We start from the raw sequence: 14,514 nt of genomic DNA, 5'->3' as shown, positions 1-14,514 counted from the left end.
CGGAAAGCACGGGGATGATGCTCTGGGCCCCTTAAGGGCAGGCATCCATCCATAATTATTTGGTGGAAATTATTTCCAATGTACACGCTTGGGGCGGGAATGCCAGTGATGAAAGGGGCTATCTCGGTATCCCGGGCGGGGAAGGGCTGCGACCGATGGTCGCGGATGAATTGGTGTTTAGTTAACTAACTTTTGCGCTGGCCATGGCGAGCTCGGCGGAGGGCGAGTAGGCTCCAGAAAATATGGGGGAAATTTCCGAGAACTGGCGATATCCGGAGGAAACATGACGCGATGGCTCTATGACCTGCGCGGCCGCGACGAACGGCTGCGCTTCTCGCCCTACTGCTGGCGGGTCAAGTACGCCCTGGCCCACAAGGGGCTCGATTATCGGACGCGGCCCTGGTGCTTCCGGGACAAGGAGGCCCTGGCCTTCTCCGGCCAGGAGGCGGTGCCGGTGCTGGTGGATGGCGAGGCGGTGATCGGCGACAGCTACGAGATCCTGCGCTATCTGGAGCGCACCTATCCCCAGGCGCCGCTGCTAGGGGAGGGGCCGGCCGAGGCCCGGGCACGCTTCTTCAAGCATTATGCGGAGCGGGCCCTGGCGCCGGCCATCCTGCGCACCCTGATCATGGACCTCTACCAGGCGGTGGATCCCGGCGACCGGGACTATTTTCGGGCCAGCCGCGAGAAGCGCTTCGGGCGCAGCCTGGAGGAGTTCCATTCGCCGGTGCAGGGGCTGGCCCAGCTCGATCGGGCCCTGGAGCCGCTGCGCGGCCAACTGGAGGGCGGTGACTACCTGGATGGGGCGGCGCCGGCGGCCGCCGATTACCTGGTCTTCGGCGCCTTTATGTGGGCGCGCTGCGTCTCCAATGCGGACCTGGTCTCCAACGCCGACCCGGTCTACGCCTGGGTCGAGCGGATGCTGGATCTTTATGAGGGCCTGGGGCGCGGGGCGCTGCGGGTCAGCGACCTGGAGGATGCCTACCGCTAAGGCGGGCCCGGCGCTTAGTGATGCAGCGGCGGTCGCCAGGCCGAGCCGGGGCTGGGCGGCGGTGCCCCGGCTTCCCTGGCGCCGTCGCTGCGCCAGGCCGGTGGCACCTGCTGGCGCAGGAATTCCAGCAGGGCGGTGACCTTGCGGGACTGGCGACCGTAGGGGTAAAGCAGGCTCACCGTCAGGCTGGACGGCTGCCAGTCGGGCAGGCAGAGGCTTAACTCGCCGGGATGATGGGCCTCGCGACCCGCCGCCAGCCAGTGGGGAATCACGCCCAGGCCCTGGCCGCGGGCGATGGCATCGATATGCAGGGTGCTCTGGTCGACCCTGAATCGCGAATGGGGCGGGGTGAAGTGGTAGTCGCCCCGGTGGGGGTGCTGCAGGGTCAGGCCGGTCCGGGTGGTGCCCAGCAGGTCGACCCAGGCATGGCTGGCCAGCTCCCGGGGGTGGCTCGGCGTGCCATGGCGGGCCAGGTAGTCGGGGTGGGCATAGAGCCCCTGGGTCAGTCGCCCCAGCGTCTCCTGGCGCAGGCCGCACTCCGCCACCGGGCCCACCCAGATCCAGATGGCCTCGTCGTCGGGCCCCGTCGGTGGCTGGGCGGGGTGGCCCAGGGTCAACTGGATGCCCGGGTGGCGGGCCAGGAAGGTATCCATATGGCGTGCCAGCCAGGCGCGGGCCAGGGTCTGGTGCACCCGTACCGCGACCTGGCCGCTGACCTCCTCGCGTAACTCATCCAGGCGGCGCTGGCTCTGCTCGGCGAGCGCTAGGATCTGCTGGCAGTAGCCGTGGAACAGCAGGCCCGCCTCGGTGGGAATCAGGCGATTGGCCTGGCGGCGTAGCAGCGGCTGGCCGAGGCGGGCTTCCAGTTGGCTGATGCGGCGGCTCAGGGTCGACTTGGCCACGCCCAGCTGTTGGGCGCTGGGGGCGAGGCTGCCGTGTTCCATCACGGTGGCGAAGGCGTGGAGTTCCTGGAGGTCATGCATGGCGGTGCGTCTGAGTAGCCGGAGAGGGGATCCCGCAGTGTCTCATGAAACCCCTTGGTTGAAAATTATTGTCTTTTGCGATCGAGAGGCGTTAGTGGCCTCGTGGCGGGAGATGGAAAAGGTCGATGGTAAATGTTGCACTGCACAAAACGCCTTGCTATGCTGCAACGCAACAGGAGGGGTTTTCCCTCCGTTACCCAAGACCACCAGGAGGTGTTCGATGTCTACTTCAAGCTTCGACCAAGCCGCTCAGCAGTTCGATTCCCTGTTCTTCGGCCCGGCGCGTGCCTACGCCGCCCTGAGCCTGGACTACACCGAAAAGCTGGTGGCCGCCCAGTTCGATGCCGTCAAGGCCTACTCCGACCTCAGCCTGACCCAGGCTCGCACCATGCTCGACGTCAAGGACGCCGATGGCCTGCGCAGCTATGTGGAAGGCCAGCAGAAGGTCGCCAAGGACCTCAGCGAGCGCCTCAAGGGCGACGCCGAGAAGGTCGTGGCCATGAACCAGGAGTTCCTGCAGGAAGGCCAGAAGCTGGTGGAAGAGAGCGTCAAGAGCGCCTCCAAGGCCACCGCCACCAGCGCCAAGGCTGCCACCAAGTAAGACGCTTGCCGCCCGGTCCCATGACCGAGCGGGCCACCAGTGTCGATAGAGCCGCCACCCCTCGGGGTGGCGGCTTTTTGTTTCTGCAGCAGGGTGCCGCCCACCAGGGTGACCAGCCCCCAGTGGCGCAGCAGGCGGCTAGCCCAGGCCATGGCCAGCAAGTTGTTGCCGGTGAAGAGCTCGGCGCCGGCGATGACCACCAGGGCCAGGCCCAGGCAGAAGGCCAGGCCACCGAGCCAGCGCGTCGGGCCGAAGCCCAGTTCGGAGCCGGTGACCACCACCGCGAAGAAGAGGGCGCCCAGGGAGATAAAGGCCCCGGCCAGCACCCCCTGCACTCCCAGCACCCCCTGCACTCCCAGCACCCCCAGCACCCCCAGCACCAGCAGGGTGGGGGCATCGGCCTGGGCCTTGGTCACCCCCAGCGCCTGGACTCGGCGGGCGATCTGCTGCGGCTGATAGGCCTCGTCGTCGGGACAGGGGGGCTCCAGTGGAGGGGCGCTTTCCCCCACTATAGTGGAGCCCTCCTCAGGCGGCCTGGGCGCGCAGCCAGGCGATCTCCTCGGGCCAGATCGCCGGCTCGATGGTTTCGAGGATCAGCGGGATCCCGTCGATGCGCGGGTCGCGCATCAGGGTGGTGAAGGCCTCCAGGCCGATATTGCCCTGGCCCAGGCTATGGTGGCGGTCGACGCGGCTGGCGAAGGTGCTCTTGGCATCGTTGAGGTGCATGCCGCGCAGGTACTGAAAGCCCACCACCGTCTCGAACTCGTCCAGGGTGGCGGTGCAGGCCTCGGCCGTGCGCAGGTCATAGCCGGCGGCGAAGGCGTGGCAGGTATCCAGGCAGACCCCGACCCGGGACTTGTCTTCCACCTGGGCGATGATCTCGGCCAGATGTTCGAAGCGCCAGCCCAGGTTGGTGCCTTGCCCCGCGGTATTCTCGATCACCGCGGTGACGCCCCGGGTGCGGCTCAGGGCCTCGTTGATGGACTCGGCGATGCGGTTCAGGCACTCCGCCTCGCTGATCTTCCTGAGGTGGCTGCCGGGGTGGAAGTTGAGCAGGGTCAGGCCGAGCTGCTCGCAGCGCTGGAACTCGTCGACGAAGGCGTCCCGGGACTTGCGCAGGCCCTCCGGGTCCGGGTGGCCCAGGTTGATCAGGTAGCTGTCGTGGGGAAGGATCTGCTCGGGGGCGAAGCCATGCTCCCGGCAGGCGCGCCGGAAGGCGGCGATGGTCGCCTCCTCGAGGGGCTTGGCGCGCCACTGGCGCTGGTTCTTGGTGAAGAGGGCGAAGGCATCCGCGCCGATCTCCACGGCGCGGGCCACCGCCCGGTCGACGCCGCCGGCGGCGCTGACATGGGCTCCCAGGTATTTCATGCGGGCGGACTCGTACTCGGCGATAGGGGGCGACTACCATACCATCCCCGCGGCTATGCTGAAGGCGAAGCGACTCGAGGATGGCATCATGCTCGCCGAGTTACTGTTGTCCCTTTCCCTGGATCCGGCGGCGGCGCCGGATCCGCTGGCGGAGACGCTGGCGCGGGTCGAGGGACTCACCGCCTACCAGTTGACGCTGCATGGCCAGGGGCCGGAGGGTGAGGAGCGCCTTCGCTATCACTACCAGGATCCCGGCCATATCCGCCTGGACATGATCACCCCCTTCGCCGGGGCCGTGCTGGTCTATCGTCCCGATACCCACCGGGTCCAGGTCTGGCCCTTCGGTACCCGGGGTCCCCGCCTGAGCCTGCGCCCCGATCACCGCCTGGTGCGCAGCGCCCGGGGGCACCGGATCGACCAGTCCGATGTGGCCAGCCTGCTGCGCGATGTGCAGCGCCTGCAACGACACGGCCGCCTGGAGGCGCCCCAGGAGGTGGTGCTGGACGGGCAACGGCTCTGGTATCTGCTGGTGGAGGGCACGGCGCCCCCCGGCGAGGTGGCCCGTTACGAGCTCTGGCTCGATGTCGACAGCCTCTTCCCGCACCGGGTGGTCAGCCGCGACGCGGCTGGCGGCCTGCTGGAGCGGGTGCGCCTGGAGGACGTGGTGCTCGACCCGGTGCTGGATACCGGGCTCTTCGCCCCTTGAGCCATGGCCGACTACCGTTTCGTCACCCTCTGGTGCCTCGCCGCCCCTATCGAGGGGGTTCATGAGGCCCTCCGCGAGCCGTGCCGCTGGCCGGACTGGTGGCCCGGGCTATGCCGGGTGGAGGCCCTGCCCCGGGGCGAGGGCCGGCGCTACCGTTTCCTGTGGCGCAGCCGTCTGGGGTATCGGCTGCGTTTCGAGGCCCGGGTGACCCGTGCCGAGGCGCCCCGGCTGATCGAGGCCGAGGTGCGGGGCGACCTGGAGGGCCTGGGGCGCTGGACGCTGGATGAGGCCCAGGGCATTACCCGGGTGCGCTACCTGTGGCGGGTGCGTACCACGCCCCGCTGGATGAACCTGGCCACGCCCCTGGTCCGGCCGCTGTTCGCATGGAACCACCATGCCATGATGACGGCCGGCGCCGAGGGCCTGGCGCGTCACCTGGGGGTGCGCTTGCTGGCCGCCGGCCGGGTGTAAGCGGTCCGATGGCCTGGGTGGGGCGCCAAGGCGCGGCGTGTCATCGGGGCGGTGAGACGAGACGGGAGAGACGATGAACGCAGAGACCCTGCTGGGCCTGGAGGCCCCGGTTCGACTGGTGGCCTTTATGAGTGTGCTGGTCGCGATGGCGCTATGGGAGCTGCTGGCGCCGCGCCGGGCCCTGAGCGTGGGCAAGGCGTGGCGTTGGGTCAACAACGCCGGGGTGGTGGCAGTGGATACCCTGCTGGTGCGCTTGCTGTTTCCCGCCGGTGCGGTGGCCCTGGGCGCCTGGGTGGAGAGCCAGGGCTGGGGGCTGCTGGGCTGGCTGGGGCTGCCCTTCTGGGTGACGGTGGGGACGGCCGTGGTGGTGCTGGACGGGGTGATCTGGGCCCAGCACTGGGCCTTTCACAAGGTGCCGCTGTTGTGGCGGCTGCACCGCATGCACCATGCCGACCCGGATATCGATGTGACCACCGGGCTGCGCTTCCATCCCCTGGAGATCCTGCTGTCGATGGGCATCAAGCTGGCGGCAATCCTGGCGCTCGGGGCACCGGCCCTGGCGGTGCTGCTCTTCGAGGTGCTGCTCAACGCCACCTCGCTGTTCAATCACGGCAATGTGCGCCTGCCATCCGGCCTCGACCGCTGGCTGCGGCTGGTGGTGGTGACCCCGGACATGCACCGGGTGCACCACTCCTGGCATCGCGACGAGACCGACAGCAACTTCGGCTTCAACCTGCCCTGGTGGGATCGCCTCTTCGGCACCTACCGCGCCCAGCCCCGGGACGGGCACCAGGGCATGACCATCGGCCTGCACGCCTTCCGCGACCCGCGCTGGTTGCGCCTGGATCGTATGCTGCTGCAGCCCTTGAGCCGCGAGGCCGAGGAGGGCGAGGGCCACCCGACTCCTGATTAGTCCGTGGAGCGGGCGGCGCCAGGCGTGGCTCAGGCTTCCTCGGGCAGAAGACGTGGAGGAAGCGTTGCCTGTGGTTGCCAGGCCGGGGTCGCCTCGGCGAGGGTAAAGCCGCCGACGATTCGTGCCAGCTGGGTCGACTGCTCCTTCAACTGGGCCGCCGCCGCGCTGGATTCCTCCACCAGGGCGGCATTCTGCTGGGTCATGCGATCCAGCTCCGCCACGGCGATATTGACCTGACCGATGCCGTCGCTCTGCTCGCCGGTGGCGGCGCGGATCTCGCCGAGCCCCTGGCTGACCCGCTCGACATGCTCCACCAGAGCCCGCATGGTCTCGCCGGCCCGATGCACCTGGTCGGCGCCCTGTTGGGTGCGCTGGGCGGAGGCCTCGATCAGCGCCTTGATCTCCCGGGCGGCGGCGGCGCTGCGGCTGGCCAGGTTGCGTACCTCGCCGGCCACCACCGCGAAGCCGCGGCCCTGCTCGCCGGCCCGGGCTGCCTCCACCGAGGCGTTGAGCGCCAGCAGGTTGGTCTGGAAGGCGATGCCGTCCATCAGCGTGACGATCTCGCTGATCTGCCGCGAGGAGTCGCGGATCTCGTCCATGGTGGTGACCACCCGGGCCACCGCCTCGCCACCCCGGGCGGCCGCCTCGGCGGCCTCCTTGGCCAGGCCGTCGGCCTGGCGGGCGGACTCGGCGGTCTGTTCCACGGTGCCGGTGATCTCTTCCATGGAGGCGGAGGTCTGCTGCAGGCTGGCGGCGGCATCGTCGGTGCGCCGCGCCAGGTCCTGGCCGCCGTCGGCGATCTCCTCGGCGGCCAGGCGCACCGAATCGCTGCTGCCGCGCACCTCCACCAGGACGTCATGGATCTTGTCGGCGAAGGCATTGAAGCGGCTGGCCAGGGTCGCCGTCTCGTCGCGGCCGGTGACCGGCAGGCGCCGGGTCAGGTCGCCGTCGCCGCTGGCGATCTCGTCCATGCGTTCGGCCAGCTCGCGCAGGGGCCGGGCGATACGCCCGCCCAGTGCCCAGATCGCCAACAGGCCCAGGCCGGCCACCAGCAGTCCCACCCCGATCATGCCCAGGGTGTCCCGGCGGCCCTGATCGGTGAGGGTCGCTTGCAGTTCCTGCCATTCCGCCAGCACCGCCGCCTGGGGCAGACGCACCATCAGTACCCAGGGGGCCTCCTGGGCGGTGATCTCAAAGGGCCAGTAGAGCTCGATCATGCCCTCGTCGGTGAGGGTTTGCCGGGCCTCGCCGCTCTCCTGGGCCGCCCGCAGATGGTCCCAGGTGGCCTCGCCGAAGATCGCCCGGGCAGCATCCCCCAGCTCGCCACTGGCGGCGGTATCGGCGGCCACGCTGCCCCGGGACGCCACCAGGGCCATGCTGCCGGCGCCGTCATAGAGGGCGTCATTGGCCTGGCTCAGCAGCTCCTGGGTGAAGTCCACCGCCAGGTCGGTCCCGGCGATGCCGCGAAACTCGCCGTCCACCAGGATGGGGACATTGAAGGAGGTGACCATGCGCATCACCCCAGCGTAGTCATAGGCGGCGGGGTCGATGACGCAGGGGGCGCGACTCTCCCGGGGACAGAGATAGTACTCGCCGCGGCGCAGGCCATTGCCCAGGGGAGCCTCGTTCTCCATCAGTGACTCGTTGAGCGGGGCCAGGCGCAGGCTGCCGTCCGCCTCGCGCACCCACCAGGGGCGAAAGCGGCCGCTGTCGTCGTCGATGCCGGTCTGGCGACCGGCGAAGCGGGCATCGCTGCCGAAGGCGTCGGGCTCCCAGGCGATATAGGCATCCAGCAGGGCCGGGTTTTCGGCCACCGTCTGGCGGGCCAGGCGCGAGACCTCCTCGCGGGTGAGGCGCAGCGAGGGGCGGCCATCCGTTTCGCGCTGGCCCAGCAGGGCATTGGCCTGGGCCAGCTGGCTGGCCAGGGTCAGGGCACGGTCGAGCTCGCCCTGGATCCGATTGGCCTGGGCCTCGGCCAGGGCCGCCAGGCGCTGATGGATACTCGATTCCAGTAGCTGCCGGGTCTGGTCGGCCACCACGGCCTGGGTGCGGCTGCCGGCCAGCAGCGAATAGAGCACCAGGGCCGCCGCTACGGCGAGGATACAGGCCCCGGCGAGGCTGACCACCAGGGTACGGAGGGAACGGAAGCGCAGTTGCATGATATTTCTCGTTATCGTTATCGGGGATCCCTGCATTAGGCGCCTCTGGCGCCGCCTTCGACCCTAACGACCTGACCGTTGGCGAGCGGCCTGATGGCGACGCGGGCGAAGCCTCCTGCGACATGGCATCATGGTGGCCGCCTTGAGACCCGGCTTGACTAAGCTGACCGACTGGTCAAGTCTTGGGTGAGTTCTTGCTCGGGAGAGATACGATGCTGCTTAAACGCTTGCTGCTGCTGGCCATGCTGGCCATGCCGGCCGCCTTGGCTCAGGCCTCGGGGGGGGCGATCGTGGCGGCGGCCTCGTCCTTGCAGTTCGCCTTGGCGGAGGTGGCCGAGCGCTTTACCTCGGAAACGGGCCAACGGCTGCGCTTCAACTATGGATCTTCCGGCAACTTCCGCCGCCAGATCGCCCAGGGGGGGCCCTTCGAGCTCTTCCTGTCGGCGGATGAGCAGCAGGTGCTGGCCTTGCACGACGCGGGCCACACCGAGGACGACGGGGTGATCTATGCCCGCGGTCGACTGGCCTGGCTGCAGCGCCCGGGCCGCGGCGACCTGCCCGAGCTGGAGGACCCGCTGGCCGGGGCACGCCAGGCCATCGCCGCCTATCAGGCCGGAGAAGGGCGGGCGCGACTGGCCCTGGCCAACCCCCAGCATGCCCCCTATGGGGTGGCGGCCCGGCAGGCCCTCGAGCAGGCCGGCCTGTGGGCGCCGAGCGAGCCGCTGCGGATTCTCGGCGAGAACGTCTCCCAGGCCGCCCAGTTCGCCCTCTCCGCGGATGCCCGGGGGGGCCTGGTGGCCTACTCCCTGGTGCTAGCGCCGGCCCTGGTGGAGCGTAGCGAGCATGTGCTGATTCCCGAACGCTGGCATGCCCCCCTCAACCAGCGCATGGTATTGATCCGCGGCGCCGGGGAGACGGCCCGGGCCTTCTATGCCTACCTGCAGCGGCCCGAGGCCCGGGCGATTCTCGCCGATTACGGCTTCGCCCTGCCGGATAGCGAGGTCCCTTGATGGAGTGGACGGCGCTTAGCGTCTCCCTGCGGCTGGCCCTGGCCACCTGCCTGCTGCTGTTGCCCCTGGGGCTCTGGCTGGGGCGCACCCTGGCTACCCGGCACTTCCGCGGCAAGGCGCTATGCGAGGCCCTGGTGGCGCTACCCCTGGTGATGCCGCCCACGGTGCTGGGCTTCTACCTGATGCTGGCCTTCGGCGCCGAGGCCCCCTTCGGTGCCCTCTGGCAGCGCCTCACCGGCAGCGGCCTCAATTTCACCTTCGGCGGCATCCTGCTCGCCTCCCTGGTGGTCAACCTGCCCTTCGCGGTGCAGCCCATCCAGCGCGCCTTCGAGGGGGTGCCGCCGCATCTGCGGGAGGCGGCCTGGTGCAGTGGCCTGTCGCCCTGGCAGACCCTGTGGCGCATCGAGCTGCCGCTGGTCTGGCCCGGGGTGATCTCGGCCCTGGCCCTGACCTTCGCCCATACCCTGGGGGAATTCGGGGTGATCCTGATGGTCGGGGGCGCCATCGACGGCGAGACCCGCACCCTGGCCATCGCCATCTACGACCGGGTGCAGGCCTTCGACGAGTCCGGGGCGGCGGTGATGTCGGCCATGCTGCTGACGGTCTCCTTCGTCACCATCGGCGTGGTCTATGGCCTGGCACGGCGCCGGGGAGGACCCCATGTCTAGGATTCCGGCGCAGACCGGCCTGCGGGTGCGCCTGGATCAGGCCGCCCCGATCCCCCTGGCGGTGGACCTGCACTGCGCCCCCGGGGAACTGCTCGCCCTGGTGGGGCCCTCGGGCAGCGGCAAGACCACCCTGCTGCGCGCCCTCGCCGGCCTCTACCGGCCGGCGGGGGGGCGCATCCAGTGCGCCGGCGAGACCTGGTTCGACGCCGCCACCGGCGTCTGCCTCAGTCCCCAGCGGCGGCGCATCGGCCTGGTCTTCCAGGACTATGCGCTCTTTCCCCACCTCACCGCCCTGCGCAACGTGATGCTGGCCATGGGCCATCGCGACGCCGGCGAGCGCGAGGCCCTGGCCCGGGAGTGGTTGGCGCGGGTGCGCCTGGCGGGACTGGAGAATCGCTACCCGGCGCAGCTCTCCGGGGGGCAGCGCCAGCGGGTGGCGGTGGCCCGGGCCCTGGCCCGGGAGCCCCGGGCGCTGCTGCTGGACGAACCCTTCTCGGCGGTGGATCAGGTCACCCGCCGGCGCCTGCAGCGCGAGCTGGCCCTGCTGCGGGAGTCCATCGAGATCCCCATCCTGCTGGTGACCCACGACCTGGACGAGGCCGCGGCCCTGGCCGACCGCCTCTGCGTGTTGCATGGCGGCCGCAGCCTGCAGAGCGCGCCGCCGGAGCGGCTCTTCCGCCGGCCGGCCTCGCCGGAGGTGGCGCGGCTGCTCGACAAGCATAATGTCTTCGCGGGGGAAATCCGGACATCCGGGGACGCCACCTGGCTGCAGTGGGGCCCGTTACGGCTGAACCTGGCCACGCCGGCGGTGTGCGGTCCGGTTCACTGGTATATTCCCCCCTCGGATGTGCTGCTGCACCGCCGCGACCGCCCCTCCCGGGGCGAGCGGGAGAACCCGGTGAGCGGCACCGTCAGCGAGATGGTGGTGCTGGGGGGAATCACCCTGATCACCCTGAGCTTCCCGCATACCGACGACAGCCTGCGCTTCGAGATCGCCACCCATGCGGCGCGGCGCAACGGCCTGGCGCGGGGCGAGGCGGTGACGGTGTCGCTGTTGGCGGCGGGCATCCATCCGATGCCACGGGAATCACAAGGAGAGAGCGATGACGACGACCCGTCGTGAGGTAGTCAAGGGGCTGGCGCTGTTGCCGGCCCTGGGGCTGATGCCGGCCCTGGGCATGCGGCCCGCTCGGGCCGCCGAGGTGGACGCGCGCCTGGCCCGGGCCACCCTGGCGATTCATGCCGCCGGGGGGCCGCAGCGGCTCGAGGTGGAATTGGCCGAGACCCCGGCCCAGCGGCGCCGTGGCCTGATGGAGCGCGATCACCTGGGCGCCGAGGCCGGCATGCTGTTTCTCTACGACGGCCTGCAGCCCCCGGAAAGCGGCTTCTGGATGTATCGCACGCGAATCCCCCTGGATATCGCCTTTATCGATGCCGCCGGGCGCATCGCCGCCATCCACACCATGACCCCCTGCGACAGCGACGATCCCGGCCAGTGTCGCGCCTACCCGGCCGGGGTGGCCTACCGCGCCGCCCTGGAGGTCAATGCCGGCTACTTCGCCGATAGGGACATCGGTATCGGCGACTGCGTCAGCTGGCCCGGCGCCGCCGCCAGCTGTGCCGCCGAGAGTTAATCGGCCCGCCCCAGGCGGCGGGGCTGGCGTGTCTTCTTGTTGGCGCCGAATTTAAGGACGATCAAGGCGATGTCGGCGTTATGACTTAGCCCGCCGCTGGCGGTGCTGTTGTGCGCGGGCCTTGCCGCCGCCGAATTTCAGGACGATCAGGGCGATGCCGGCGTTATACGTTAGTCCGCCGCTGGCGGTGCTGTTTGCGCGGGCCTTGCCGCCGCCGAATTTCAGGACGATCAGGGCGATACCGGCGTTATACGCTAGTCCGCCGCTGGCGGCGGCTTGGCGCTCTTTTTGCCACTGCCGAATTTCAGGACGATCAGGGCGATGCCGGCGTTATACGTTAGTCCGCCGCTGGCGGCGGCTTGGCGCTCTTTTTGCCACTGCCGAATTTCAGGACGATCAGGGCGATACCGGCGTTATACGTTAGTCCGCCGCTGGCGGCGGCTTGGCGCTCTTTTTGCCACTGCCGAATTTCAGGACGATCAGGGCGATACCGGCGACCACCAGCCCGCCGCCGGCCAGCTTATGGATGCCCAGGCCATCGCCCAGCAGCCAGACGCCCAGGAAGACCGCCACCACCGGCACCAGCAGGGTCAGCGGCACCACCCGATTCACCGGGTGGCGGCGTAGCAACCCATACCAGAGTCCATAGGCGACGATGGACGACATCACCGCGGTATAGAAGACCGCGCCCCAGCCCGCCCAGCCGGCCCCCCGCAGCGCCGCCAGGTTATCGCTCTCGAAGAGCCAGGAGCCCAGCGCCACCTGGGGAATGGCGAACAGCGCCACCCAGCCGGCCAGGGCCAGGGGCGGCACGTTCGGCCCCTGCTTGATCAACAGTTGGGAGATGGCCCAGCCGAGGGCGCTGAGCAGCAGGATGGACAGCGGCAGCGGCGAGGGCAGGGTGGGGCCGCCGGCCAGTACCACCACGCCGGCGAAGGAGAGCGCCAGCCCCGCCAGGCGCCGCGGGCCCAGGCGCTCCTTGAGGAACACCACCGCCAGCAGGGTGGCGAAGGGGGTGCCCATCTGCACCAGCAGGGCGCCGGTGCCCGCCTCGGCCTGGCCCAGGCCGATAAACAGCAGGGCGAAGTGCAGGCTGCCGAAGGTCACCGAGAGCAGCGCCAGGAAGGGCAGCTGATGCCGCGCCACCGGATGGAAGGGCACCAGCAGCGCCGCCACCAGCATAAAGCGTAGGGTGGTCAGCAGTAGCGGCGGCAGCTCGGCCACCCCCACCTTGATGACGATGATATTCAGGGCCCAGATGGCGATGACCGCCAGGCCCAGCAGAAGATCGCGAAGAGGCACGCCGCTATCCCAATAGTGAGTGGGCTAACCACTCTAGCACAGCGGGGCTCGGGCGTCGGATCCGGACGTCGAATGGCACGACGGCGGCCCCCAGGGGTCGCCGTCGTGTGGACAGTATCGAGAGGTGCGAGCCTTAGAAAGTCCAGCGAACCATCAGTTGCGGCAGTGACTCGTCGGTGTCGTCGAGGCCGAACTTGTTCTCCCAGTACTGGTATTCGAGGCCGATGCCGAAGTTGGGGGTGGCATGCCAGACCAACTGGGGCTGGGTCAGCAGCTGGGCCTCGAGGTCGCCTTCCTCGGTGATGTAGTCGAGGAAGCCTTCGAAGGTGAAGTCGGCGGAGCCGATGGTGAAGGGGGCGTTCCACACCAGGGTGTACTGCTCGGAACTGCCTCGGGCCGCGGCGCTCTCGTCATTGCGGTACATGGTGTGCAGCTTGACGAAGCTGAAGCCGGGCACGTCGAAGTCGAAGCTCAGGCCGGCCAGGTGGGTGGTCTTGCGGGTCGCCGAGTTGCGGTCGAGATCGAGCTGGCCGATGGCGTAGACGTCGCTGAGCGGGCCGGCGGAAAGATCCAGGCCGGTCAGGGAGCCGAGGTTGCCGCGCAGGCTCCATTCCGCGTGGGCGCTGCCGCGATCCTGCTCGTCCTGGGCCCCCTGATCGAGGTTGGTGAAGTCGACGAAGAAGAAGCTGTCGCCATGGGTCCAGCCGGTGGCATTGACGACGGTGAGGATGGCGTGCTCCTCGGTGTCAATGGTAAAGCCGGCGCCGGCCTGGGCCTCGTAGTCCCAGCCGTAGAGGGCTTCCACCTTGGTGGTGCTGTAGAGGGCGGCGGAGGCGGCCTGGCTGAGCAGCAGCGTCGAAGCGGCGGCGGCGAGGGCGAGTTTCTTGTGATTATGCATCAGTCAGCTCCAGTCTTGGTGTTATTCCGGGAGCCTGGTCCAAGGTGGGGACTCCCGATCTTGTATACGGTAGCTAGTCGAAAAATGACAACGCTGTGTCGATAATATGAACAACACAAGCTGTATACACTTATAAGGAAGCGATGCAGTCACCTCAAGCCATGGCGTGCCATAGCCCGTATCAGGGTTCTTGATAGCGGGTCGCGGCCGGCCGGATGGCGGTGCCAGGGCAGGGAGTCAGGGGGACGCCGTCAGCTCGTCGAGGAGTCGTTGATGCAGCTCGGCGGTGGCGGCGTCGAAGAGCACGAAGCGGACTCGGCGCAGGTGCACGCACTGGCGCCCCGCCTCCGTCACCGTGGTCAGGGCGATGCGGGCGGCCTCCGCCATGGGGTAGCCGAAGGCGCCGGTGGAGAGGGCGGGGAAGGCCAGGGAGGCGAGGCGATGAGCCTCGGCCAGTGCCATGGCGTTACGATAGCAGGCCGCCAGCAGTTCGTCGGAGGGCTCGTCGACCCCGTAGACCGGCCCCAGGCAATGGATCACATAGCGATTGGGCAGGGCGAAGGCGGGGGTGATCACCGCCTGGCCGGGCTGGATCGGCGCCAGGGATCGGCAGGCCGCATCCAGCTCGGGGCCGGCGGCGCGATGCAGGGCCCCGGCCACGCCACCGCCGGGGCGCAGTTGGGCATTGGCGGCATTGACCACCGCGTCGATATCGGTTTGCCGGGTAATATCGCCCTGACGACACTCGATCTTCAGCATGGACACCTCGATCACACTGACCACTCGAGTCAGTGTGGCGCGCCGCCTCGA

15 protein-coding genes and 1 pseudogene are annotated in these 14,514 nt (G+C 69.1%); 9 read left to right on the top strand and 7 right to left on the bottom strand.

The features are described from left to right. The first annotated feature begins 283 nt into the window (after positions 1-283). The gene (locus tag ACZ5EF_RS15670) at positions 284-991 is read left to right on the top strand and encodes a glutathione S-transferase family protein (RefSeq protein ID WP_346061684.1); all 708 of its coding nucleotides are present in this window, start codon (positions 284-286) and stop codon (positions 989-991) included. 14 nt (positions 992-1,005) lie between these two features. Here ACZ5EF_RS15670 and ACZ5EF_RS15665 read toward each other — a convergent pair whose 3' ends face one another. Further along, positions 1,006-1,974 (bottom strand): LysR family transcriptional regulator, encoded by a 969-nt coding sequence (locus ACZ5EF_RS15665; protein ID WP_346061685.1) that lies wholly within the window; start codon positions 1,972-1,974, stop codon positions 1,006-1,008. A gap of 220 nt (positions 1,975-2,194) precedes the next feature. Here ACZ5EF_RS15665 and ACZ5EF_RS15660 point away from each other — a divergent pair, with 220 nt between their 5' ends. Then, a complete protein-coding gene (locus ACZ5EF_RS15660) occupies positions 2,195-2,575 on the top strand; it encodes a phasin family protein (protein ID WP_346061686.1) in 381 nt (126 codons plus the stop codon). 161 nt (positions 2,576-2,736) lie between these two features. On the opposite strand, the pseudogene ACZ5EF_RS15655 reads toward ACZ5EF_RS15660, so the two are convergent. Both ACZ5EF_RS15655 and nfo read right to left on the bottom strand, forming a co-directional pair. Then, positions 2,737-2,853: pseudogene (locus ACZ5EF_RS15655) on the bottom strand (hypothetical protein); the annotation flags it as partial. Positions 2,854-3,100: 247 nt separating this feature from the next. Further along, a complete protein-coding gene (gene nfo, locus ACZ5EF_RS15650; protein ID WP_346061687.1) occupies positions 3,101-3,943 on the bottom strand; it encodes a deoxyribonuclease IV in 843 nt (280 codons plus the stop codon). Positions 3,944-4,031: 88 nt separating this feature from the next. On the opposite strand from nfo, the gene ACZ5EF_RS15645 reads away from it, so the two are divergent. From ACZ5EF_RS15645 to ACZ5EF_RS15635, 3 genes are all read left to right on the top strand, one after another. After that, a complete protein-coding gene (locus ACZ5EF_RS15645; RefSeq protein ID WP_346061688.1) occupies positions 4,032-4,649 on the top strand; it encodes a LolA family protein in 618 nt (205 codons plus the stop codon). A 3-nt stretch (positions 4,650-4,652) separates the two neighbouring features. Continuing rightward, a complete protein-coding gene (locus tag ACZ5EF_RS15640; protein ID WP_346061689.1) occupies positions 4,653-5,120 on the top strand; it encodes an SRPBCC family protein in 468 nt (155 codons plus the stop codon). A 73-nt stretch (positions 5,121-5,193) separates the two neighbouring features. Further along, positions 5,194-6,033, top strand: coding sequence for a sterol desaturase family protein (locus tag ACZ5EF_RS15635; protein ID WP_346061690.1), 840 nt, complete (start codon positions 5,194-5,196; stop codon positions 6,031-6,033). Between the two features lie 29 nt (positions 6,034-6,062). On the opposite strand, the gene ACZ5EF_RS15630 is transcribed toward ACZ5EF_RS15635, so the two are convergent. After that, complete coding sequence (locus ACZ5EF_RS15630; RefSeq protein ID WP_346061691.1) at positions 6,063-8,192, bottom strand: methyl-accepting chemotaxis protein; 2,130 nt, start codon at positions 8,190-8,192, stop codon at positions 6,063-6,065. Positions 8,193-8,404: 212 nt separating this feature from the next. On the opposite strand from ACZ5EF_RS15630, the gene modA reads away from it, so the two are divergent. The 4 genes from modA to ACZ5EF_RS15610 are packed head-to-tail and all read left to right on the top strand — an operon-like array spanning position 8,405 to position 11,504. Further along, positions 8,405-9,202, top strand: coding sequence for a molybdate ABC transporter substrate-binding protein (gene modA / locus ACZ5EF_RS15625; protein WP_346061692.1), 798 nt, complete (start codon positions 8,405-8,407; stop codon positions 9,200-9,202). Next, on the top strand, positions 9,202-9,870 hold the full coding sequence (modB, locus tag ACZ5EF_RS15620; protein ID WP_346061852.1) for a molybdate ABC transporter permease subunit: 669 nt from the start codon (positions 9,202-9,204) through the stop codon (positions 9,868-9,870). Before modA ends, modB begins: the two co-directional genes overlap by 1 nt. After that, positions 9,863-10,993: an ABC transporter ATP-binding protein gene (locus ACZ5EF_RS15615; RefSeq protein WP_346061693.1), complete on the top strand. Its 1,131-nt coding sequence runs from the start codon at positions 9,863-9,865 to the stop codon at positions 10,991-10,993. The genes modB and ACZ5EF_RS15615 overlap by 8 nt, the downstream gene beginning before the upstream one ends. Beyond that, complete coding sequence (locus tag ACZ5EF_RS15610; RefSeq protein WP_346061694.1) at positions 10,974-11,504, top strand: DUF192 domain-containing protein; 531 nt, start codon at positions 10,974-10,976, stop codon at positions 11,502-11,504. The genes ACZ5EF_RS15615 and ACZ5EF_RS15610 overlap by 20 nt, the downstream gene beginning before the upstream one ends. Positions 11,505-11,924: 420 nt before the next feature. Here ACZ5EF_RS15610 and ACZ5EF_RS15605 read toward each other — a convergent pair whose 3' ends face one another. From ACZ5EF_RS15605 to ACZ5EF_RS15595, 3 genes are all read right to left on the bottom strand, one after another. After that, complete coding sequence (locus ACZ5EF_RS15605; RefSeq protein WP_346061695.1) at positions 11,925-12,806, bottom strand: DMT family transporter; 882 nt, start codon at positions 12,804-12,806, stop codon at positions 11,925-11,927. A 133-nt stretch (positions 12,807-12,939) separates the two neighbouring features. Beyond that, a complete protein-coding gene (locus ACZ5EF_RS15600; protein ID WP_346061696.1) occupies positions 12,940-13,704 on the bottom strand; it encodes an outer membrane protein OmpK in 765 nt (254 codons plus the stop codon). 237 nt (positions 13,705-13,941) lie between these two features. Continuing rightward, positions 13,942-14,463 carry a macro domain-containing protein gene (locus ACZ5EF_RS15595; protein WP_346061697.1) on the bottom strand — a complete coding sequence of 174 codons (522 nt, stop codon included), beginning with the start codon at positions 14,461-14,463 and terminating at the stop codon, positions 13,942-13,944. Between the last annotated feature and the right edge of the window lie 51 nt (positions 14,464-14,514).

The sequence above is a fragment of the Bisbaumannia salifodinae genome, from assembly GCF_055388505.1.
The sequence above is the reverse complement of the archived record's forward strand: the minus strand, read 5'-3'. Positions and strand labels throughout refer to the sequence as shown.